This window comes from Neobacillus sp. NPDC093182 (assembly GCF_044754045.1).
The window spans coordinates 115,589-139,009 of sequence record NZ_JBIVOI010000011.1 but is presented as its reverse complement, the minus strand read 5'-3'; the positions used below and the strand labels follow the sequence as shown (position 1 = coordinate 139,009).

Sequence of the window (23,421 nt, the reverse complement as noted above, 5' to 3'; positions counted from 1 at the left end):
GGTCACTCAAAAAAAAACACGAGAGTTCAATAAGAATCTCTCGTGTTTTTTTGTACTTACTAAACCTAAATAGCTTTGAAATTTGGAAAAGGATATTGCGCTTCGGCAAGGGATGATAGATTTGTGAGTTCAGCTACAGCACCAATTTGCTCCCAAACTGCCATTACTTTTTCAGATTGATGAGCCTTATCGATTGCCTCGCTAGACTTCCATTCTGCGATTTCAATAATGGTTCCATCCTCAGCTTGTAGTGTTAATAATTCACGTTCGGTTATCAAGCCTTCTTCGCGAAGGACGGGGATATGTACTTTTAGGATTTCTTTTAATTCATTCTCTTTTCCAGGCTTCGGACGATACAGTGCCATAAAAACTAATGCAGACATAAAATAGCCTCCTATATTTTATAGTAATGATGATAACGGTAAATAATAACTGACGTCAACATATCGTTAATTTTAATAGACACACTACAACGGTGATGAAATGGAAAGATATTTTCAGGCTGATGGCGAAGATGTATTCATTTTATTTTCATTAACACATTGGATGACATTACTTGTTTTGGTTGGTACTATCGTCTTAATCTTTCTATTTCGAAAAGTTTTGAGGATGCCGCCCCTAAATACCATTGTCAGGTCGGGGTTAGCGGCAATATTAATCATTTCCGAAATTAGTCTGCATGCGTGGCTTTGGCATATCGGGGAGTGGACCATTCAATATTCACTGCCATTTCATCTAAGCAGTATTTCCATCCTTTTATCTGCTGCTTTACTGCTTACTAAGAGCTATAGTCTCTTTGAATTTACCTATTTTGCAGGAGTTGGCAGTGCGTTGCAGGCGATGCTTTCGCCGGATATAAGTTCCTACACGTTTCCGCATTTCCGTTATGTTCACTTTTTTATTTCGCATGGTGGAATAGTGTGGCAAACATGTTTATTGTGTTTGTTGAAAAATATAGACCAACAGCAAGGAGTGTATGGAAAGCTTTCTTGTACCTTAACCTCTATACCTTTTTTGTGTTTTTACTGAATTATTTTATTGAAGGAAACTATATGTATATTTCCGAAAAGCCGGTTAACCCCTCGATTTTGGATTATTTAGGACCATGGCCATTGTACATGTTACCACTGGAGGTCATTGCAGTTATCACTTTTTTAATCCTCTATGTGCCATTTGGGTTATTGGATAGATTTGGAAAGTATTGAACACTATCCTAAACTAATAACCATAATTTTAAGAATTTGAAGGATTTTTAAAGAATTCTTCCTTTTTGTCGATTAATTTATGAAGGTGTAGGAATGATTTAACAGATAAGGTTTAGCTAAAGATGTGGATAAAAAAGGCTGCTGTAAATTAGGAGAGACATATTCATGATTGTAACGTTTTATTTTTTCATTAGCTGGACGCTTATTGGGCTATTTTTATTTAATAGAATTCACCAGCATGCCTCTATGGATGGTCCTAAATATACTGGTATGGATCTCGTCGTCTATCTCCTATACCCGCCTTACGGCTATTTTTTTCTCTATTTTTTTAAAAGGCTCTGTCTAAGTGATAAATATATTATTTTTTTTATATCAATTGCAACAATATTATCAATTTGCTATGAATGGTTTCTTCACAAAGTTGGAGTTTTTCATTATAACAATGGGTATCAAATCGTGTACTCTATATGTTTTTATTTATTTTCCAAACTTTACTTATTATTTATTATCGCTTGGTTGAATTAAAACATTAAAAAACCAGAAAACTAGTTCTGGTTTTTTAGTTCGGTTTATTTTCTTCTAGATAAGTGGTTAACTCTTTAAGATTTTGAAAAATAACCCCAGCTTGATCAAAAAGGATATAAGCCTGTTCTGTCTTAATGTTAAGCTCAGGATAGGCAGTCTGGGCCATCTCCAGTTCAGGTAAGCTTAAAATGTCATTTACTTTTTCGGTAATCTTTTTGTTATCCTCAAGGGGGATATCCTGATCCCCAATTACTAAAAGTGCAAAGGATTGTTCGCTTTCAGCCAATAAATTTGGATAAGGGAAAGATTTGTTAGTTTTCGTTTTTGTTGGTGCTTTCTCTTCCTTTTGTGCGGTTGATGGCTTTGATTCTTCTTTCGGTTCAGCATTCTGACAGCCCGCTAACAGGGTCAGTCCTATAATAAATGGCCAAGATTTTTTTATCATTTGAAATCTTCCTTCATTGTAAAAGTACTTTTATTCACCATAGCACATTACTAGACAGATGGAACGGAATGAATGTGGAGGAATGGTGAAATGAAAAGCAGGAAAATGAGGATGATTGTCAAATTAGTAATTATACTAGGCGTTTTAAAGGAGTGGGAAGGATGCTGCGGAACACTGCAGGAATTGATGCTGGCGGTTCATTAATCAAAATGGTTTATCAGGAAAATGGAAGAATGCACTTTAAAAAATTCCCCATAAACGAACAGGATTCAGCCATATCATGGCTAAAACTGTCTGTACCATCCTTAAAAGTTTCATTGACTGGCGGGAAATCGAGTGTCATACAAAAGAAGTATTTTCCCGAAAGTCAAATCATTCCTGAGTTCCAAGCAACCTGTGAAGGTACACGGTTTTTATTAGAGGCTGAAGATAAGAGTATTGGAGATAACTATTTAATCGTAAACATTGGAACCGGAACGTCTTGGCATGTAGTAAAAGGCGACAAGGCAGAACGGATTCTTGGCAGCGGAATTGGCGGGGGAACATTTACAGGTCTTGGGTCTCTATTAACAAAAGTACGAGGCTATCATCAACTCACATGCCTCACGGAAGAAGGAAATAAGGGACATGTCGACATGCTGGTAAAAGACATTTATGAATCAGCTGAAAGTCCCATTAATGAAGAATTAACTGCTGCAAACTTTGCAAAGGGAAATCGATTGAAACATTCAGAAGCAGACCGGCTGGCTTCACTTTCCAATATGATAGCAGAAACGATTGTGTTGTTAACGTCACAGGCAGCAGCCATCCATCAGGTTAAAAGTGCTGTTATTATCGGAAGTGCCACTGTTGGCAATAACCCATTAAGACAAGCTCTTGAGTTTTATATGAATATGGTAGGAGTAACACCGGTGTTTTTAGAAAAAAGAGAATTTTGCGGTGCAATTGGAGCCCATATAACTGTCTAAAAATGTTCGCTTGAACTATCGGTTCGTTAAAGATAAAGTAAATAGGAAGACGTAAAAAAGCAGGTGGCAACTTTGGAAAAACGATATTTTACAATTGGGATGGCAGGACATATTGATCATGGTAAAACGTCATTGACAAAAGCCTTGACCAATGTGGATACGGACCGATTAAAAGAAGAAAAAGAACGGCAAATCTCGATTGAACTGGGATTTGCACCATTATATGAGGATCAGGAAATTCAAATTTCGGTGATCGATGTTCCAGGACATGAGCGCTTTATACGGCAAATGATCGCAGGGGTTGCGGGTATAGACTTAGTTGTACTGGTTGTTGCAGCAGATGAAGGTGTCATGCCGCAAACACGAGAGCATCTGGATATTTTAAAATTCTTAGGCGTGAAAAACGGGCTGGTTGCGATTACTAAAATTGACCGGGTCGATGAAGAATTTATTGAGCTTGTGAAAGATGATATTTTAGAAGAACTCAAAGGGAGCGTCTTTGAGGGTGCACCGTTTGTGTTAGTGGACAGCCTATCTAAAAAGGGTATTGAGGAATTAAAAGATTTAATCATTAAAACGCTTAAAGAGCAGGAAATGAGAGATGCCAAAGGGGCTTTCCGCCTGCCGATTGACCAGGTGTTTACCGTAAAGGGCCAGGGGACTGTTGTTCGGGGAACAGTCTATGAAGGAACGGTAGAAGAGGGACAAACGCTTAAGATCATGCCACAAGGTCTGGAAGTAAAAGCAAGGCAGATTCAGGTTCATCATAAGCAAGCGCAAAAGGCATATGCCGGGCAGCGGACGGCCATTAATCTTTCAGGGGTTTCGAAAGATGATCTAGAACGCGGTGATGTTTTGGTTTCGTCGGAGCATTTTATCGTGACCAAAACAGTGGATGTTGCCATACGTGTGGTTGAAGATCTTGAACATATGGTTAAACAGAGGATGCCGATTAAACTCCATATCGGAACAACGGAGGTAATGGGACGTATCGTCTTTTTTGACAGGAATGAGCTTAAAGAAGAAAATGGTGAAATATTATGTCAGCTTCGTTTGGAGGAAGAAATTCTTACTAAACGGGGTGATCGATTTATTTTACGACGTCCAAGCCCGCAAGAAACGATTGGCGGCGGCTGGGTGATTGATCCACGAGGAAATAAATACCGATTCGGGAATCAAACGATTGAAGAATTGGAAAAGAAAAAAGCAGGGTCACCAAAGGAACGGATTACCGCTGCCGTTTTTGAAGCAAAAAGCTTAACGCTGGGTGAATTAATTAAACATACAGCGCTGGATGAAGAAACATTGAATGTGTTTCTAGAAGATGATGATTTTGTGTTTTATAACGGTAAAGAGTATACACTCAAGATGTTAATTAATTCGATAGAGGAAGACATCTATGACCGACTGCAAGAATTCCATCAAGCGCATTCCATGAAACTTGGTTTGAATAAGGCTGAGCTTTTGCAATCGATGCAAAAACGATTCCCAAAATCGTTACTTGAATTTGTGGTTGAAAACGGGATTGCGAATGGCACGTTTTATCGAAAAGAACAGTTTGTTTCATTAACAGGCTTTGCACCGCATGTACCAAAAAGCTGGCAAAAGCGTGCTGAAAACATGCTGAGTGACCTAAAGAAAGACGGGCTGAAGGTTCGTTATTATAAGGATTATTTTTCAGAATCTGGTATACCCGACTCTCTAGAGGCTGATTTAAGACGTTTTCTGGAAGAACAGGAGTTAGTGGTTCATTTGGACGAGCAATTTGCTTATCACGGGGACGTCTTTAAAGAAGCAGTCGAAAAACTTCGAAGCGGTACAGGTGAAGAGTTTGAAGTGGGAAGCGCGAAAGAAATCCTAGACCTTTCTCGCAAATATATGATTCCATTTTTAGAAAGATTAGACTCCAAGAGTCTAACAAAACGAGTAGAAAACAAACGAATCTGGCAAAAATAAGTACGAAAAACCTCAATCCAAATGAGCGGATTGAGGTTTTTACCTTATTATGAAAGAAACTCACCAGGATTTAAGCCGAGTTCGCGGCAAATATCGCTGACCATTTGCATTTCATTGTGGTCAAAATTGCCGTCTGCATAGCCAATCGCAATACAGTAACGAGCCACTAAACGGGCAATTTCTGGTTTGGATCTAATTTTTCCAAGTGCACGGAAAGCTTCTGCTCTCCCAATCATACGATCAGCTTCAATCCGGGATACAAAGTAATTAAACCTCTGAAGGACTTTATTACTGTCAAAAACGCGTAACTCTTCGCTGGAATGAATAAATTCAACCATTTTTTGTCGTTCTGCTGCATCCAAATATCCGTCAGCCATAGAAACCAATGCGCAGGCGGCTACGACTGCTTCTAATACGTCCTGACTCTTGTAACGATTAAACAATTCCTGTGCTTTTCGTTTGGATTGATTCGCCCATTCCGCATAGTCCTTTTGATTTGGAGACCATGAATTGCCGCAGCTGTTACAAGTGAATTTTAGCTGATTTTTTCCGATAAATCCGCCAAGCAATCCGACAGGACCAAGAATTAAACCGCCAATCGCCGCTTTACCCAAACCAAATCCCTTTTGTCCTGTTCGAACATTTGATGAATTACAGCGCGGACAATGAATATCGTCCCCATATGTACGACTGGTGCTTGAGTGTGAGGTTTGTGTTGGATATCCAAAAGCTGGCTGTGAATAGGATGATTCCGGCTGTAAATGGATTCGCTGCGACTGTTGGTTTTGCTGATATGTGTTAGAACTGTATGGATTTTGATTGTTAAATTGAGTTTGATTGTATGAATTTTGGTTATTGTATTGGTTCTCATTGTTAAATTGATTTTGATTGTTGTTAAATAAATTTTGCTGAATGGGTGGTGTGTTTGCTGGTGCCGCGTCATCTACACTTACTCCGAAATTGCGGCATAAGGCAGCTAGTCCACCTTGAAACCCGCTCGCAATCGCATTAAATTTCCATTCTCCGTTATGGCGGTAGAGTTCGGCTGCAACAATGGCCGTTTCAACAGTAAAATCTCTGCCAAGGTTAAAACGAAGCAATTCCTCACTGGTTTGTTCATTAAAAATGCGCACGTATGAATTAGAGATTTGTCCAAAATTCTGTTGTTTCATTTGAGCGTCATGAATCGTAATGGTGAATGCAATTCGATGGATATGGCTTGGTACTCTTTGTAAATTAATTCGGATTTGTTCATCATCCCGTTCGCCAGCGCCGCTTCGGTTATCTCCGCTGTAATTAATCGAGCCATTACCGCCAGATGGATTATTATAAAAAATAAAATCCTGGTCGCTTTGAACCTTTCCAGAAGCTCCTAATAAAAAGGTGGAGGCATCTAAATCAAAGTTAGAACCATTATGTGCAATATCCCATCCTAAACCAACGACCACATTTTGCAGACCAGGATGTGACTTTGTTAAATCAACTTTTTGTCCTTTACTAAGTGTAACTCCCAATTCGTTCCACTCCTTATCATGTTTAGTATTCCTATATTCATTTATAAATCTAATTATGTAGAAAAATGAATAACTTTCAATTCTTTCACTTACTATAACACTACGAGGTAAGGGATGATAAGGTTTCAAATTAATCATATTTGATTCCTTATTTATTTTAAGCCCTGCAACATAAACCTAGATTATGATCGTTTTCTTCGGTAAGAACATTTTGAAATAATATTTTAAAAATAATTTGAAAAAAATAGAATAATAATTTATAATTTTAAGAAAATTAAGTATTTAAGATTAGGAGGTTTAAGATGAAGTTATATGTATCCGTAGATATGGAAGGAATAACTGGTCTGGTTGACCATACCCATGTCGATTCCAACAAGCATAATTATGAACGGAGCCGAATCATCATGACAGATGAGGCGAACCATGTTGTAACGACAGCTTTTGAGCAAAAATGGCAGGAGGTAATTGTAAACGACAGCCACTCAAAAATGAATAACCTGTTAATCGAAAGGCTGCATCCTGAAACACAACTTATTACGGGTGACGTAAAGCCTTTTTCGATGGTTCAAGGATTGGATGAATCTTTTGATGGGGCCATCTTTGTTGGCTATCATGCCCGTGCTTCTTTGAAAGGAGTAATGTCTCATTCAATGATTTTTGGAGTCCGGAATATGTACATTAATGATGTCGCGGTTGGAGAATTAGGGTTTAATGCCTATGTTGCCGGATATTTTGATGTACCGGTGTTAATGGTAGCAGGTGATGATTGCGCGGCAAATGAGGCCGAAAAGCTTATTCCTTATATTACAACCGCTATCGTAAAAGAGTCGATTTCACGATCCGCTGCAAAATCCTTAACACCTGTAAAGGCAGGACAACTTCTCCGCGAAAAAACAGCTTTTGCATTAAGAAATAAAGAAACTGTAAAGCCACTTACGCCCCCTGACCGACCTTTGCTTGGAATTGAATTTGCTAATTATGGACAAGCAGAGTGGGCCAATTTAATGCCGGGAACAGAAATCGTTCCTGGAACAACGATTGTCCGTTATCAGGCTAAAAATATATTGGAAGCGTATCAAGCAATGCTTGTCATGACTGAATTAGCGATGAGAACTACATTCTGTTAGGAAAGGACAAAGCATGAATACATATTTTATTAAACGATTTATAGCCATGATCATTACTCTTTGGCTCATCATAACGGGGACATTCTTCTTAATGCACTCGGTACCTGGATCACCTTTTAATGAAGAAAGAACAACCAACGAAGCCATTCAAAAAAACCTCGAAGCTTATTATCATCTAGACGAACCTCTCTTAGTCCAATATGGAAACTACTTATCTGCGCTACTGCACCTAGACCTTGGTCCATCTATAAAAAAATCATCACAAACTGTCAATGAAATGCTGGGAAGAGGATTTCCAGTTAGTTTTGAACTTGGATTTTATACCCTTATTCTCGCGATTATTTCTGGAATTACGCTCGGGATTATTGCCGCACTTCGTCATAATGGAGTGGTCGATTATCTTTCGATGAGTATTGCTGTCCTAGGGATATCGATTCCAAACTTTGTTATGGCAACATTTTTAATTGAACAATTGGCGGTTAATTTTCCGATTTTTCCGGTTGCAACCTGGAGTAGCCCAAAACATATGGTGCTTCCAATTCTAGCTTTGGCAACAGGTCCAATGGCGATTATAGCGAGGTTAACTCGTTCAAGTATGCTTGAGGTTCTAACACAGGATTATATAAGGACTGCAAAAGCCAAAGGATTATCACCCATTAAAATTGTTTTTAAACATGCTTTAAGAAATGCTCTTCTCCCAGTTGTAACGGTCTTAGGTTCATTAGCAGCAAGTATATTAACTGGGACGTTTGTAATTGAGAAAATCTTTGCGATTCCGGGAATGGGAAAATATTTTGTTGATAGTATCAATAACCGTGATTTTCCCGTCATAATGGGGACCACCGTTTTTTATAGTGCGATTTTGATTCTCATGCTTTTTTTAGTCGATCTCGCATACGGAGTATTAGACCCTAGAATCAAACTCCACAAAAGGGAGGCGAAGTAAATGGAAATGCGTAAACAGGAAGAACGGAATATTTCGCCTGATATTCCTGATGAATGGTTTGTCCCTAAGGTACAAAATCAATCAGAAGCAGAAGCTGTCGTAAGACCTAGCTTGTCGTATTGGAAAGATTCGTGGTACCGGCTTTTAAAAAATAAACTGGCAATGGCTGGGATGGCGTTCTTGATATTGCTGGCAATATTCGCCATTTTTGGTCCCATTATTTCACCTCACTCGGTTGAAACACAAAAGTTAACCTCTCAAAATCTGCCGCCATCCAGTGAATATTGGTTTGGGACAGATGATTTAGGAAGAGATGTATTTACACGAACAGCTTACGGTGCCCGTATCTCTCTATTTGTTGGTTTAGTTGCCGCGCTTATTGACTTTATTATTGGTGTTGTTTATGGAGGGATTGCAGGTTACAAAGGCGGAAAAACCGATAATCTGATGATGAGGTTCGTGGAGTTATTGTATGGTCTTCCTTATTTACTTGTTGTTATTTTAGTAATGGTAGTGATCGGACCAGGTTTAACAACGATCATCCTAGCGCTGTCGATAACGGGATGGGTTGGTATGGCGAGGATTGTCCGGGGACAAGTCTTGCAAATAAAAAACTATGAATTTGTATTGGCATCCAAAACGTTTGGAACGAAAACAGGAAGGATTATTCGCAAAAATCTTTTACCAAATACCATGGGGCCAATCATTGTCCAAATGACTCTTACAATTCCATCAGCCATATTTGCAGAAGCGTTTTTAAGCTTTATAGGCCTTGGAATCCAAGCGCCGCATGCAAGCTGGGGAGTCATGGCAAATGATGGTTTGTCTACGATTCTATCAGGTTACTGGTGGCGATTGTTTTTCCCAACTCTATTTATATCGTTAACTATGTTTGCATTTAATGTATTGGGTGATGGGCTGCAGGATGCTCTTGATCCGAAGCTGAGGAGGTAACATCATGGAAAAAATTCTTCAGGTTAAAGACCTTCAAGTGTCCTTTTCCACGTACGGAGGTGAGGTCCAGGCCGTTCGAGGGGTCAGTTTTGATTTACATAAAGGGGAAACGCTCGCCATTGTCGGGGAATCCGGCTGTGGGAAAAGTGTAACCTCCCAAAGTATCATGAGACTGATTCCTGATCCGCCAGGGAGAATCATTGGCGGAGAAATCCTTTTTAATAATATGGATTTAATCAAGTTAAAAGAACCTGATCTGCGGAAAATTCGCGGTGCGAGTATATCTATGATTTTTCAGGATCCAATGACCGCGTTAAATCCAACACTTACCATTGGTGAGCAAATTATGGAAGGAATCATGGAACATGAAAAGATATCAAGGGCCGAGGCCAAAAAGGCTGCGGTTGATATGCTCCAACTTGTTGGAATTCCTAGCCCTGAAGCACGTTTAAAACAGTACCCTCATCAGTTTAGCGGCGGGATGCGCCAGCGGATTGTGATTGCAATGGCGCTCGTGTGCAGTCCTGACGTGTTAATTGCAGATGAACCGACTACTGCTCTTGATGTAACGATACAAGCACAAATTTTGGAATTGTTCCGTGATATACAGAAAAAAACAGGTGTCTCGATTATTTTAATCACGCATGATTTGGGGGTAGTTGCCCAAGTTGCCGATCGAGTGGCAGTTATGTATGCCGGTAAGATTGTGGAAATAGGTAGCAGGAGGGAAATTTTTTATCGACCTCAGCATCCTTACACCATTGGGCTGCTTCAATCTGTACCACGCTTAGATATTGAAAAGGCTGAACTGGTCCCAATCCCAGGAACACCGCCTGACTTATTTTCACCACCTGCAGGCTGTGCCTTTGCTGCACGCTGTAAGTATTCAATGGAAGTGTGTGAACGAGTCTATCCGGTTCAATCCTCCCTTAGTAACATTCACCATGTTGATTGCTGGCTGCAGGACGAACGCGCTAAAAAATTGGTTTCAACGTTTGTATAAATATAAAACATTTATTTAGGGGGAAGAAGATGAAGAAATTTATTTCGATGTTGGTCTCTTTTATGTTGTTATTTGCTTTAGCCGCATGTACAGCAAATAGTGATACTGGAAGCGAGCCAAAGGATGATGGAAATGGTGATTCTAAGGAAAAAACGGAAAAAGTCCTCTATCTTAATAACGGACAAGAGCCTACCTCCTTTGATCCACCAATCGGTTTTGATGCAGTATCATGGAATGCTTTAAACAATATCATGGAAGGATTAACCCGATTAGACGAAAATCACCAGCCAAAAGCAGCGACTGCAGAAAAATGGGATGTATCAGAGGATGGGAAAACCTATACTTTCCACATTCGTAAAGATGCAAAATGGTCCAATGGTGATGATTTAACAGCGAGTGACTTTGTATTTGCCTGGAAACGGCTTTTAGATCCAAAAACAGGGTCTGGAGCAGCATTTTTAGGTTATTTTATTGAAGGTGGAGAAGCTTTTAATACAGAAAAAGGAACAGCCGACGATGTTAAAGTAAAAGCAGTAGATCCTAAAACATTTGAAGTTACATTAACAAGTCCGCAGGCTTATTTCTTAAGTGTTATTGCAAATCCAGCATTTTTCCCGATCAATGAAAAAGTAGCAGCGGCGAATCCAGAATGGTTTTCAGAAGCAGATTCTTTCGTTGGTAACGGACCATTTGCATTATCAGAATGGAACCATGACAGTGATTTCACAATGATAAAGAACGACAAATACTGGGATGTCAAAAATGTTAAATTGGATAAAATCCATTGGGCCATGGTTGACGATACCAATACGGAATATCAAATGTTCAAGACTGGTGAACTTGATACCTCTGACGTTCCCGCAGATTTAGCTGAATCATTGTTTAAAGAAGGCGACGTGAAAGTAGAGGATCAAGCAGGTGAGTATTTCTATCGTTTTAATGTAACAATGGAACCTTTCCAGAATGTTAATATCCGGAAAGCATTTGCGATGGCGGTTGACCAAAAGCAAATTGTAGAATTAGTTACCAAAAATAAAGAAAAGCCTGCTTATGGTTTTGTTTCCTACGGCTTTAAGGATGCATCAGGCAAGGACTTCCGTGAAACAAATGGTGACTTACTTAAAACGAATGTAGAACAAGCGAAAGAGCTATTGAAAAAGGGAATGGAAGAAGAAGGCTATTCAACTCTTCCTGAAGTTACATTAACTTATAACACACTAGATTCACATAAGAAAATTGCTGAGGCCCTTCAGCAAATGTTTAAAGAAAATTTAGGTGTTGATGTAAAACTTGCAAATATGGAATCAAATGTATTTGCAACAGATCAAAAAGCATTAAAATTCCAACTGTCTCGCAGCTCATTCCTTGCAGACTATGCAGATCCAATCAACTTTATCGAAAACTTCCAAACTGGACATTCTATGAACCGTACAGGCTGGAGTAATGCAGAATTTGACCAATTGGTAAAGGATGCAAAAAATGAATCAGATGAAAAGAAACGATTTGACTTGATGTATAAGGCCGAAAAGATTCTCTTTGAAGAAGCACCAATCATTCCAATCCACTTCTATAATCAAGTATATTTACAGAATGAAAGTATAACAGGAATCGTTCGACATCCAGTTGGATACTTAGAATTAAAGTCCGCTGATAAAAAGTAAATCAAGGAAAGGGATGTTCGCTGAACATCCCTTTTGTCCTAAAATTCTAGAAGGAAAGAAAGTGAGAAAGGGTGTTTTGATGAGTTTACTAAAACCAAATCGTCTGCACACAGGGGATACAGTTGGAGTTATTGCTCCGGCTAGCCCGCCAAATCAAAAAAATCTCGAAAGAGGAATTGAGTTTTTAAAGGGATTAGGATTGCGGGTAAAGGTTGGCAAGAGTGTTGAAAAAATCTATGGCTATTTAGCAGGATCCGATCTAGAAAGGTTAGATGATCTACATACTATGTTTCTCGATTCTGAAGTCAAGGCTATTTTTTGTGCATGTGGTGGCTATGGAACTGCGAGACTGGCAGCAAATATCGATTACGAATTAATAAAAGCAAACCCGAAAATTTTCTGGGGTTATAGTGATATTACTTTTTTACATACTGCTATTAGGCAAGAAACAGGTCTGAACACCTTTCATGGACCAATGTTGGGGTCGGATATCGGTAAAGAGGACACTCACACATACTCAAAACAAGGTTTTCAGCAATTATTTGAGCCAACTGATGTGATTTATTCAGAGCGTTTTTCTCTTTTGGAAACATTGGTGGAGGGTGTTGCAAGTGGTGAACTTGTTGGCGGAAATTTATCCCTAATAGTCAGCACCCTCGGCACTCCATTCGAAATCGATACGAAAGGAAAAATTTTATTTCTTGAAGATGTGAATGAAGAACCAAGATCAGTAGATCGGATGCTAAATCAACTCAAAATGGCTGGGAAACTAAACGATGTAAATGGCATCGTTATTGGAGATTTTTGTGAATGTACATCAAAAAGGGAACTGTCTTTAACTCTAGTGGAAGTAATTAACCATTATGTTTTGTCAACAGGTAAACCGGCCATACAAGGATTCATGATGGGACATTGTAATCCGCATATATCCATTCCTTTGGGAGTAAAGGCTATTTTAAATACGCACGATAAAAGTTTAATAGTTGAAAGCGGTATCGTGTAAAGGGGGGGAAATCTTGATTATTAAGGAAATTGAAACGTTTCGTGCAGCCGTTCCGCTCATCAAACCTTTTAAAACCGCATTAAGAACAGTAACAACAGCAGAAGCAATTTTTGTGAAAGTATCCTGTGATAATGGAATTACTGGCTGGGGAGAAGCACCTCCAACTGTTGTGATTACAGGTGAAAGTCTGTTAAGTATTGAATCAGCAATCCTCCAGGTCATTAAACCTTTTTTATTAAATAAAAGTCTTCTAAACTATGAATTAATTTTTCAAGGGCTAAAAACGTCCTTGATAGGAAATACAAGTGCGAAAGCCGCAATCGATATGGCCTTGTATGATTGTTTGTCCCGATTTTGCGGACTTCCGCTTTATCAGTTCCTTGGCGGGCATAAAAAAGTGCTGGAGACTGATTTTACCGTGAGTGTGAATAGTCCTGAGGAAATGGGCGACGATGCTGTATCTTATATTCAAAAAGGCTTTAATGTCTTAAAGGTTAAGGTTGGAAAAGACGATATCTCCAAGGATTTAGAGAGAATTAAAGAGATTAGAAAAAGAGTGGGCAATACAATAAAAATACGGCTGGATGCTAATCAAGGCTGGACCGCAAAAGATGCGATTCGAACCATTCGTAAAATGGAGGATAGTGATTTTCGAATCGAATTAGTGGAACAGCCAGTGAAAGCGGACGATTTAGAGGGGCTTAAACAGGTTACCGATTCTGTTGAAACGCTGATTATGGCTGATGAAAGTGTTTTTACACCTAAGCAGGCATTCCAAGTTTTAAAGACAAGAAGCGCTGATTTAATTAATATTAAGCTGATGAAAGCGGGCGGAATCTATCAAGCTCAAATTATCAATCAGCTAGCTGAAACGTGTGAAGTAGAGTGCATGGTTGGAAGCATGATAGAAACACGACTTGGGATAACGGCTGCAGCTCATTTTTCGGCTAGTAAACAAAATATTACTCGATTCGATTTTGATGCACCACTTATGCTGGCGAAGGATATTGTTGATGGAGGTATTCATTATAATAATAGATTCATCACACTACCAGATTGTCCTGGCCTCGGAATTAAGCATGTAACGATAGAAGGAGGGGTTACGGTTGGATAAACGACTTGTAAACGTCCCGGTAGCTACAGTCTGGACGTCCTATAACTCTGCAAGAGAATTGGATGTGCCAGCAGTAAGCAACCCGGCCAACATCAATCGATGGTTAGAAGCGTTAACATTTGAAACACGACTCGGATTGTGCGAACAAAACCTAGTACAAACTCAGCTTTTATATGGTGAAGAAGTCATCGTAATCGAAGAGAAAGAGAATTGGGTCCATGTTATAGTCCCGGATCAGCCAACATCAAAAAATAAAAATGGCTACCCTGGCTGGGTTCCGTCATCTCAATTGGTAGAATGTCCATTAGACTGGAATATTAAAGAAGGTCCCGTTGTTATTGTCAAACATCCTAAAACATTTTTAATTGAATCAAATATAGAGCTCTCTTATCAAACCATCCTGCCTCTAATAAAAGAAGGTCAAGGGAAGGTTCTAGTAAAAACTCCTAATGGAACAGGTTTGCTGAATTCAGACCATGTTACCGTTTCTAAATCGCTAGCCAATCGCTATAAGGGAAATGGGGCCGACATTGTTGCCGATGGAGAAAAATTTCTTAATCTTCCATACTTATGGGGTGGAATGAGCAGCTACGGATATGATTGCTCAGGTTTCAGCTATTCCATGTGTAAAGCAAATGGGTATATCATACCACGGGATGCACACGATCAGGCAAAAGCTGGGCTGGAAATCAGACTGGAAGAAATACAACCAGGTGATTTGCTCTTTTTTGCTTACGAAGAAGGAAAAGGCAGAATTCATCATGTTGGAATTTATTATGGTGACGGAAAATTACTCCATTCTCCCAATACAGGAAAAACAGTTGAAATTATTCCATTAGCAGGAACAATCTATGAACGAGAACTTTGTGCAGCAAGGCGATATTGGGTTAAGTCGGAGGCATAGTATGGTGAAATTATTACAAGTAAACAATTTGAAGAAACATTTCCATTTAGGAAAAAATGAAATCTTAAAAGCAGTGGATGGAGTGTCCTTCTATATTAATAAAGGGGAAACCTTTGGGGTTGTTGGTGAATCAGGTTGTGGAAAGTCTACAGCTGGAAGAACGATAATCGGCCTCTATGACCAAACCGAAGGAGAAGTTATTTTTAATGGAAAAAACATTCATACGTTAAATTCTAAGGAAAGACATACCTTTCACCGGCAAATGCAGATGATCTTTCAAGATCCTTATGCATCATTAAATCCAAGATCAACAGTAGCTGAAATTATATCAGAGCCCATGGAAGTCCATGGCTTGTTCCCAAATAAACAAGAGCGGCTAAATCGAGTCTATCAATTACTAGAGGATGTTGGGCTAAATCGCAATCATGCTGATCGTTATCCGCATGAATTCAGCGGAGGGCAGCGTCAAAGGATTGGTATAGCCCGTGCGCTGGCATTAGATCCGGAGTTTATTATCGCCGACGAACCAATTTCTGCTCTTGATGTTTCCGTCCAGGCACAAGTGGTGAATCTGTTAAAACGACTTCAGAAAGAAAAAGGGTTAACATATTTATTTATCGCTCATGATCTCTCGATGGTGAAACAAATTAGTGACCGAATTGGGGTTATGTATTTAGGGCAATTAGTTGAATTAACAGAAAGCAGTGAGTTATATAAAAAACCTCTGCATCCATACACCCAGGCACTGCTGTCTGCGATTCCGATTCCAGATCCAGATATTGAGGATCGGCGTGAACGGATTATTTTAAAGGGAGAGTTGCCAAGCCCAATCAATCCACCAAGCGGCTGCGTTTTCCGAACTCGATGCCCGATGGCGATGGAAGTTTGCTCCTCTGACAAACCAATCTGGAAGGAAGTGGAAGAAGGTCATTTCATCGCGTGTCATTTATATGATAAAAACAAAACAGGCGACCATGATTATTCACAGGTTGCGGTTACTAGGTAGGTATGGAGATATTAAAAGAGAAGATTCAAGAAGAACTAAACTGTTTTCAAGGACGCATTGGCTTAGCAATAGAAATTGAAGACACAAAACCTATACACCTGAATAGCCAGGATGTTTTTCAATCTGCAAGCCTTATTAAGATTCCGATTTTACTATCCGTCCTGCTTGCATATCATAAAGGTGATATTGATATACAGCAACAGATTATGATTTCACACGAAAATAAAGTAGGAGGATCAGGGGTTTTACAGGCGCTGTCCAATGGATTAACACTATCAGTTAAAGATTTAATGACCTTGATGATCATCGTATCAGATAATACTGCAACCAATATATTAATTGATTTATTGGGAATGGAGGCGATTAACGCAACATTTAAAGGAATGGGTCTTGAACAAACGAAGCTTAATAGGAAAATGATGGACTTTGCCGCAATAAAACAAGGGAAGGACAACCAGACAAATCCGGAAGAAATGATTCATTGCCTCAAATTAGTGAATCAATTTAATGAACATTTTAAAATCAATGGGCTAAATATTGCGAAAGATATGTTAAAACACCAGCAATACAGAGAAAAGCTCCCAGCACTGGTTGATGAAGATAAGATTATCGTTTTTAATAAAACCGGGGAATTGTCAAATGTCGAACACGATTGTGCAATATTTGATTATCAGGGAAGAATAGGTTATGGTGCTGTTTTAATGGACCGTCTTAATGACCAAGAACCGGCAAAACAAACCATCAGGAATATAGGGAAACATATTTCTGATTATTTCGTTAGAACTGAAAGAAATTAATTGGATTAGACTGACTTGGGAACATCCTGAGTCAGTTTTTGTATATGATAATAAAAATAAAATTTTTTTACCCCGTATCTTTTGATCATCTTGGAACGTTTATTAGGTAGAGAGTGTTAAAGGAGTGAACAAAATGTCTAACAAGCTGAGCTTGCACAACACAGAAGTCTTGCAGCAAGAAACTAGGACTGAGGAGTCTTTATGGCTGGAGTATTATCCAAAACTATATCAATATTGTCACTTTCTTACCCAAAATAAATGGGATGCTGATGATATTGCACAAGAGGCTTATCTGAAAGCCATGAAATATTATACTAATCAGCAATCATTCACCTTAGCCTTATTAAATAAAATTGCATATCATCATTGGATTGATCAGGTTCGAAAAAGAAAAAAGGAAATAATCGAATTAGATGATGCAATAGTAAATCAGAGAGAAGAGATTCAAGCTATTGATACAGTGTATTCCGTTGAATTACTGATGAAGCATTTTACACCAAAGCAAGCGATCATCTTTATGTTGAAAGAGGCATTTCAATATCAAGCGAAAGAAATAGCCGCAATCCTCAGGACGACAGAAGAAGCGGTAAAGTCCAATTTATATCGAGCAAAGAAAAGACTTGAAAAAGTGAGAGAAGATGAGAAGTCATTTCCTATTGAATTATTTTGGGATGAAGAAGAACGAGAATTATTAGCAGACCTTTTTTATCAAGCGCTAAAGATTCAAGATCCATCAATCCTCATTCAATCGATACCATTATTAAAAAGTGTCGCTGACAATCCACAAATGGTTACAAGGGAAATACGTTCGTATAACAGGTACACTCCTTCAAGCACTCTCTGTATGGCTGCGTAGCCAATATCTGCTTTCAAGGAGGACAAATGAATGAGTACAATTCCTTATGTAATAGAACAATCCAATCGTGGTGAACGTTCCTATGATATCTATTCACGATTGTTAAAAGATCGCATCATCATAATCGGTGATGAAATTAATGATCACGTGGCGAATAGTGTGGTTGCCCAATTATTATTTTTAGCAGCGGACGCACCCGATAAAGAAATATCACTTTATATCAATAGTCCGGGCGGTTCTACTTCAGCAGGATTCGCCATCTTTGATACGATGCAATATATTAAGCCGGATGTCAGGACAATATGTACTGGAATGGCAGCATCATTTGGTGCCATGTTACTGCTGGCTGGGACGAAGGGAAAACGATATGCATTGCCAAATAGTGAAATCATGATTCATCAGCCGCTCGGAGGTGTCAGGGGGCAGGCAACAGAAATAGAAATCTCTGCAAAACGTATCTTAAAGTTACGGGAACATATTAATCAAATTATTGCCGAAAGAACAGGCCAAAGTGTTGAAAAAGTAGCCAAAGATACAGATCGTGACTACTTTATGAGTGCAGAAGAAGCCAAAGAATATGGAATAATCGACGAGATTCTTTATCCAAAAGAATAAAGTAAAGAATATAAAGCAAATAATAGGTAAAAGGTTAGCTTAAAATGCTGGCCTTTTTTTTATTGACACGTTTTGTAACATGTCATATAGTTAAACAGGTGAATAGTTTAACAGTTTAACTATATTTTTATTTAGTAAAAGTGAGGTGAGAAATGGGCGATGGATAAAAAAATTATACAGGAACTAATCGACCGCTATGTGTCCGTTTCTTTTGAAGTCAATAAGAAAGCAGAGTCCTTAATCAAAAGTCAGATAGAAGAAGATCTAACGATTGATCAGCACTATATTATCGGATACATTCAGAATTCCAAGGAGTGCACGTCGTCGGAATTAGCAGAAGCCTTTGAAGTCAATAAAAGTGCGATTACAGCTATCATCAACCGGTTAGCGGACCGAGGTTTGATTGAAAGAAACCGTGATGAAAACGACCGAAGAGTTGTTTATCTTACCTTAAGTGATAAAGGAAAAGAGCTGATCCAAAAAACGCAGGAAAAGGTGCATCTTTTAGTAGAGTCATTTATCACCCAATTTGATGAAGCGGAAATTACCAATTTTATTAATACGTATGAGAAATTAGCCCTGATATTAACCAACATGAAGAAGGAAGAAGTGGGGGAGTAAAACGTGAGAGCGATAATAAAAGGAAAATGGTTTGTCCTTATGGCCTGGATTGCAGTTATTGCTGTGCTCCTTATGTCGGCACCAAATATGGAACAGCTGGTCCGGGAGAAAGGGCAAATTAGCGTTCCTGAAGGCTATTCTTCTACTTTAGCTGAGGAGATTTTAAACGATGTCCAGTCCAGTGAAAATAGCGGGAATGAATTACAAACAGCATTAGTCTTTCATAGTGAAAAAAAGTTAACAGAAGAAGACTTTTCACAGGCAGAAAAAGCTATTAAACAACTGGAAAAAGATAAGAGTGAATTGGGTATTACCTCTATCCTAACTCATTTCAATCAAGAAGAATTGAAAGAACAGCTTGTATCTGAGGACGGAAAAACCATCCTTGTTTCCTTAAATGTAACAGCTAATGACCGGGAAGCGAAAGACATTACAAAATCCTTATATAAAGCACTGGATAATGTGGAACTAGACCACTATTATACAGGCAACTGGCTAATTTCCGAGGATCTTGTAACGAATTCGCAAGAAGGTCTTAAGAAGACCGAAGGAATTACCGTTGTGTTTATTTTAATTGTGCTATTGCTTGTGTTCAGATCAGCAATCGCACCAATTATTCCATTAGTAACAGTCGGATTCAGCTATTTAGCCGCTCAATCGATCGTTGCTATTTTAGTAGATAAAGTGGATTTCCCATTATCCACCTTTACGCAGATATTCTTGGTTGCTGTACTGTTTGGTATTGGAACCGATTATTGTATCCTGCTGCTTAGTCGTTTTAAAGAAGAAATGTCTAAGAATGATAGTGTGGTAGAGTCAATCGTTATTACGTATCGTAATGCAGGAAAAACGGTGTTCTTCAGTGGATTAGCCGTGATGATTGGTTTTGCTTCGATTGGTTTTTCAACCTTCGTACTTTATCAGTCAGCTGCTGCTGTAGCGATTGGTATAGCATTATTGCTAGTAGGTTTGTTTACCATTGTTCCGTTTTTTATGGCTGTGTTAGGTAAGAAATTATTCTGGCCATCTAAGGGGAAGCTTGAACATGGTGAAAGTAAATTTTGGGGCTTTGTTGGCAGCTTTGCTTTAGCACGTCCTTTGATTGCGCTGCTCATTGTAGCGGCCATTTCAGTTCCAGCATTATTCACGTATGATGGAGATTTGTCGTTTAACTCATTAGAAGAAATTGGTGATGAGTTCAATTCCATTCAAGGATTTAATATAATTGCTGATGGATTCGGTCCTGGTGAATCGATGCCGACACAAATTGTCATTAAAAATGATGACGAGCTGAATACGTCTGAATACATTGCTCTGACGGAGAAAATCAGCCAAGAGCTTAATAAAATCAATGGAGTTGACGCAGTCCGTTCGGTTACACGGCCTACTGGTGAAACGATTGACGATTTATATATTTCAGAGCAAGTAAAAAGCCTAGAGGACGGTCTGGGTCAAGGGAACGACGGACTTGAACAGATCAGCAGCGGTCTTGCCGATGCAGGCAGCCAGCTCGCAGCCAATCAGCCTAAAATGGAAGAAGCTGCAGATGGAATCAGTCAATTGATTTCCGGAACCACCCAGCTTCAAACAGGCATGGGAACCATTCAAGTAAACCTTGCAAAAATTGAAGATGGATTAAAACAAGGTGCAGCTGGAACCACTCAAGTAAAAGAAGGTCTAGCGGTTATCAAGACTAAATCAGCCGAAGTTTTGGCGGGTAGTAAACTGTTACTTGAGGGGTACAAACAGACTGCGGAGGGTTTAAAGGCACTCCAAGGAAATTATGAACAAGTTGCAAAGGGCTTAAGTGATTTAAACGCGTCCTTAGTGGAAACAAATCAATATTTTACTAATTTAGAAAATGAATATAGTGGTATTAAGGATAATGAAAACTATAAAGCTATTAAAATGACCATCCAAGGGTCTCAGGTAGCAACGGCAGAATTATCAGGAACACTGAATAAATTGAACGCAGAATTAAAAGGTGCTCAGGAAGGAATTAGTCTGGCTAATGGTAAATTCTCAGAAGCCATTGCTGGTCAGGAAGCACTTGTGAAAGGAATGGAGGATCTTCTAAAAGGTCTAACAGAAATTGAATCAGGACTTTATTCGATGGGGAATGGCCAAGGACAAATAGTCGATAGTCTGCCTGAATTTTCAAAGGGTCTAAATGGTTTGAATAGTGGACAGCAGCAGATTTTATCAGGATTTAAGGACATGAGCGGTCAAATTACTCAGTTGACAGATGGGTTAACGCAAAGTGCGGATGGTTTAAATCAAGTATCTGATGGGTTAGAGTCTGCACAGGAATATCTAGTTGGAGTATCGGAACAAGAGCAAAATGGTTTCTTTATTCCACAGGAGGTCCTTGATGGCAAAGACTTTGAGCAGGTATTAAACACCTATATGTCAAAGGATCGTAAAGTGATGACGATTGATGTGGTCTTTAACAAGAACCCATATTCGAATGACGCTCTTCATACAGTCCCTGAAATTAAGGAAACAGTGGAGCGGATTGTAAAGGATACGAAGCTTGAAAATGCAGAAATAGCGGTAGGCGGTGTATCAAGTATGCACCATGACCTAGATAATATTTCACAGGCGGACTATTCTCGAACAGTAGTGCTTATGTTGATTGGAATTACGATCATTTTAATCATTCTGTTCCGTTCCATCATTATGCCTTTATATTTGATAGGTTCATTAATCTTAACGTATTTTACTTCTATGGCACTTGCAGAAGTATTATTTGTAAATCTTTTAGGCTATTCAGGAATTAGCTGGGCAGTTCCGTTTTTCGCCTTTGTTATTTTAATCGCACTCGGAATTGACTACAGTATTTTCTTAATGGACCGATTTAATGAATTTAAACATATGCCAGTAGAACAAGCGATTCTCATCTCGATGAAGAAAATGGGAACGGTTATTATCTCTGCGGCTGTCATTTTAGGTGGTACTTTTGCTGCCATGATGCCGGCTGGTGTTTTATCATTACTTCAAATTGCGGCCATACTTTTAATTGGACTTTCACTCTATGCTCTTGTGATTTTGCCGCTGTTTGTTCCAGTCATGGTCAAAACCTTCGGCGAGGCAAACTATTGGCCGTTTAAAAAGAATACCGATACGGTTGTTAATGATCATTCAACACATATGTAAGACAGAAGCACGCTGAGATACTCAGCGTGCTTTCTGCATCTACTCGACAATAATTGTTCCTTTAAACATATTCATCCCACAGGTAAAGGTATATTCACCTTCTTTGTCAGGGGTAAAGGTTAAATTTGTTGTACCTGCCTTTAGATTTACATTATTTAAATTGAAATCCGGCATCATAAAGGTTGAGAAACAGCTATTATCACCTGGATTTGTAATGTTTAATTCCACTGGTATTCCTTTTTTAACTTTAATAACATTAGGGGAATAGCCAGTTGGTGTTACCATCATGTCTATTCTAGGGTTAGTTTCACTCGTAATATCAAGTTCAGTTTTTGTTGGAGGAGTATTAGTCTCCTGTGTTTGAGCTGCTTCGGCATTACCAGGAATCTTAACAAGATCACTGCTATATAGAAATAAAAATAAGGCAATCAGAACTAATCCTGCTGAAAATATATTAAAGGGCGAAATTCCTTGCGTATCAAGTGAAAGCTTACCGTTTGTATCAACGATGATAAATAAAATAACAAGACCAAGAATAATAACATACAGGCCTAGTAATATCCCAAGCATGATCGTTGGGTTATCAAACTGAAGTATTACACCTAATAGAGCACCGACAATTCCACTAATGATACCGGAAACCGATCCGCTTAATATCGCCAAAATCCCAACAGGCTGACCTGCTATAAAACCTAGGACGAAACCGATTAAGGTACCTAAACCAACAGGGAAAAATAACTCTCCAGACAGAATTCCGCTGATGTATCCAGATAAAAGACCTCCCATCATGGTCAGGACGATGACGACAATTGTACCTGAAAGTTTGGCTAGTTTATTTTTCTTCCGATGTAAAAGGAAAATGGAATATCAAGTAAATAAACTCATCATAACTATCGTGAAAATCGATAATATAAACATTTGACAATCTCCTCTAAACTATTAATAACAACATACGTACATTATAAATGCATTAGTAAGAATAAAGATTGTCTTTTTAGTGGTGTTTATGAACGTTTAATGAAAACTTTAGGGGAAAAAAAGTAAT

General features: G+C 38.8%; 20 protein-coding genes and 1 pseudogene. 17 read left to right on the top strand and 4 right to left on the bottom strand.

All coding sequences use genetic code 11. From position 1 onward, the window contains the following. Positions 1–65: 65 nt before the first annotated feature. Entirely contained in the window at positions 66–383 is a 318-nt protein-coding gene (locus tag ACIQAA_RS20125; protein WP_402622751.1) for a putative quinol monooxygenase, read from the bottom strand. 100 nt (positions 384–483) lie between these two features. On the opposite strand from ACIQAA_RS20125, the pseudogene ACIQAA_RS20120 reads away from it, so the two are divergent. Then, positions 484–1,205 (top strand): annotated as a pseudogene (locus ACIQAA_RS20120) (YwaF family protein). A gap of 559 nt (positions 1,206–1,764) precedes the next feature. Here the strand turns inward: ACIQAA_RS20120 and ACIQAA_RS20115 are convergent. Next, a complete protein-coding gene (locus ACIQAA_RS20115) occupies positions 1,765–2,175 on the bottom strand; it encodes a hypothetical protein (protein ID WP_402622748.1) in 411 nt (136 codons plus the stop codon). 161 nt (positions 2,176–2,336) lie between these two features. On the opposite strand from ACIQAA_RS20115, the gene coaW reads away from it, so the two are divergent. Further along, a complete protein-coding gene (coaW, locus tag ACIQAA_RS20110; protein WP_402622745.1) occupies positions 2,337–3,143 on the top strand; it encodes a type II pantothenate kinase in 807 nt (268 codons plus the stop codon). A gap of 72 nt (positions 3,144–3,215) precedes the next feature. Further along, the gene (selB, locus tag ACIQAA_RS20105) at positions 3,216–5,099 is read left to right on the top strand and encodes a selenocysteine-specific translation elongation factor (RefSeq protein WP_402622741.1); all 1,884 of its coding nucleotides are present in this window, start codon (positions 3,216–3,218) and stop codon (positions 5,097–5,099) included. Positions 5,100–5,146: 47 nt separating this feature from the next. Here the strand turns inward: selB and ACIQAA_RS20100 are convergent, their stop codons facing one another. After that, positions 5,147–6,613, bottom strand: coding sequence for a TerD family protein (locus tag ACIQAA_RS20100; RefSeq protein ID WP_402622738.1), 1,467 nt, complete (start codon positions 6,611–6,613; stop codon positions 5,147–5,149). A gap of 302 nt (positions 6,614–6,915) precedes the next feature. Between ACIQAA_RS20100 and ACIQAA_RS20095 the strand changes: the two genes are divergently transcribed. From ACIQAA_RS20095 to ACIQAA_RS20030, 14 genes are all read left to right on the top strand, one after another. Next, the gene (locus tag ACIQAA_RS20095; protein ID WP_402622735.1) at positions 6,916–7,740 is read left to right on the top strand and encodes a M55 family metallopeptidase; all 825 of its coding nucleotides are present in this window, start codon (positions 6,916–6,918) and stop codon (positions 7,738–7,740) included. A 13-nt stretch (positions 7,741–7,753) separates the two neighbouring features. Next, positions 7,754–8,686, top strand: a complete 933-nt coding sequence (locus tag ACIQAA_RS20090) for an ABC transporter permease (RefSeq protein WP_402622732.1) — start codon at positions 7,754–7,756, stop codon at positions 8,684–8,686. After that, positions 8,687–9,640, top strand: a complete 954-nt coding sequence (locus tag ACIQAA_RS20085; protein WP_402622729.1) for an ABC transporter permease — start codon at positions 8,687–8,689, stop codon at positions 9,638–9,640. A 4-nt stretch (positions 9,641–9,644) separates the two neighbouring features. After that, positions 9,645–10,643 (top strand): ABC transporter ATP-binding protein, encoded by a 999-nt coding sequence (locus ACIQAA_RS20080; protein ID WP_402622726.1) that lies wholly within the window; start codon positions 9,645–9,647, stop codon positions 10,641–10,643. A 29-nt stretch (positions 10,644–10,672) separates the two neighbouring features. Next, on the top strand, positions 10,673–12,304 hold the full coding sequence (locus tag ACIQAA_RS20075; protein ID WP_402622723.1) for a peptide ABC transporter substrate-binding protein: 1,632 nt from the start codon (positions 10,673–10,675) through the stop codon (positions 12,302–12,304). Between the two features lie 79 nt (positions 12,305–12,383). Continuing rightward, positions 12,384–13,307 carry a S66 peptidase family protein gene (locus tag ACIQAA_RS20070; RefSeq protein WP_402623007.1) on the top strand — a complete coding sequence of 308 codons (924 nt, stop codon included), beginning with the start codon at positions 12,384–12,386 and terminating at the stop codon, positions 13,305–13,307. 13 nt (positions 13,308–13,320) lie between these two features. Continuing rightward, positions 13,321–14,421, top strand: coding sequence for a mandelate racemase/muconate lactonizing enzyme family protein (locus ACIQAA_RS20065; protein ID WP_402622720.1), 1,101 nt, complete (start codon positions 13,321–13,323; stop codon positions 14,419–14,421). Then, positions 14,414–15,325 (top strand): C40 family peptidase, encoded by a 912-nt coding sequence (locus tag ACIQAA_RS20060; protein ID WP_402622718.1) that lies wholly within the window; start codon positions 14,414–14,416, stop codon positions 15,323–15,325. The genes ACIQAA_RS20065 and ACIQAA_RS20060 overlap by 8 nt, the downstream gene beginning before the upstream one ends. Position 15,326: 1 nt before the next feature. After that, a complete protein-coding gene (locus ACIQAA_RS20055; RefSeq protein WP_402622716.1) occupies positions 15,327–16,331 on the top strand; it encodes an ABC transporter ATP-binding protein in 1,005 nt (334 codons plus the stop codon). Between the two features lie 2 nt (positions 16,332–16,333). After that, the gene (locus ACIQAA_RS20050; RefSeq protein WP_402622714.1) at positions 16,334–17,128 is read left to right on the top strand and encodes a serine hydrolase; all 795 of its coding nucleotides are present in this window, start codon (positions 16,334–16,336) and stop codon (positions 17,126–17,128) included. A 133-nt stretch (positions 17,129–17,261) separates the two neighbouring features. After that, complete coding sequence (locus ACIQAA_RS20045; protein WP_402622711.1) at positions 17,262–17,984, top strand: sigma-70 family RNA polymerase sigma factor; 723 nt, start codon at positions 17,262–17,264, stop codon at positions 17,982–17,984. Positions 17,985–18,014: 30 nt separating this feature from the next. Continuing rightward, complete coding sequence (clpP, locus tag ACIQAA_RS20040) at positions 18,015–18,599, top strand: ATP-dependent Clp endopeptidase proteolytic subunit ClpP (RefSeq protein WP_402622708.1); 585 nt, start codon at positions 18,015–18,017, stop codon at positions 18,597–18,599. Between the two features lie 159 nt (positions 18,600–18,758). Further along, a complete protein-coding gene (locus ACIQAA_RS20035; protein ID WP_402622706.1) occupies positions 18,759–19,220 on the top strand; it encodes a MarR family winged helix-turn-helix transcriptional regulator in 462 nt (153 codons plus the stop codon). Positions 19,221–19,223: 3 nt separating this feature from the next. Next, positions 19,224–22,376, top strand: a complete 3,153-nt coding sequence (locus ACIQAA_RS20030; RefSeq protein WP_402622703.1) for an MMPL family transporter — start codon at positions 19,224–19,226, stop codon at positions 22,374–22,376. A gap of 39 nt (positions 22,377–22,415) precedes the next feature. Here the strand turns inward: ACIQAA_RS20030 and ACIQAA_RS20025 are convergent, their stop codons facing one another. Further along, positions 22,416–23,165 carry a cupredoxin domain-containing protein gene (locus ACIQAA_RS20025; RefSeq protein WP_402622701.1) on the bottom strand — a complete coding sequence of 250 codons (750 nt, stop codon included), beginning with the start codon at positions 23,163–23,165 and terminating at the stop codon, positions 22,416–22,418. Positions 23,166–23,421 lie beyond the last annotated feature (256 nt).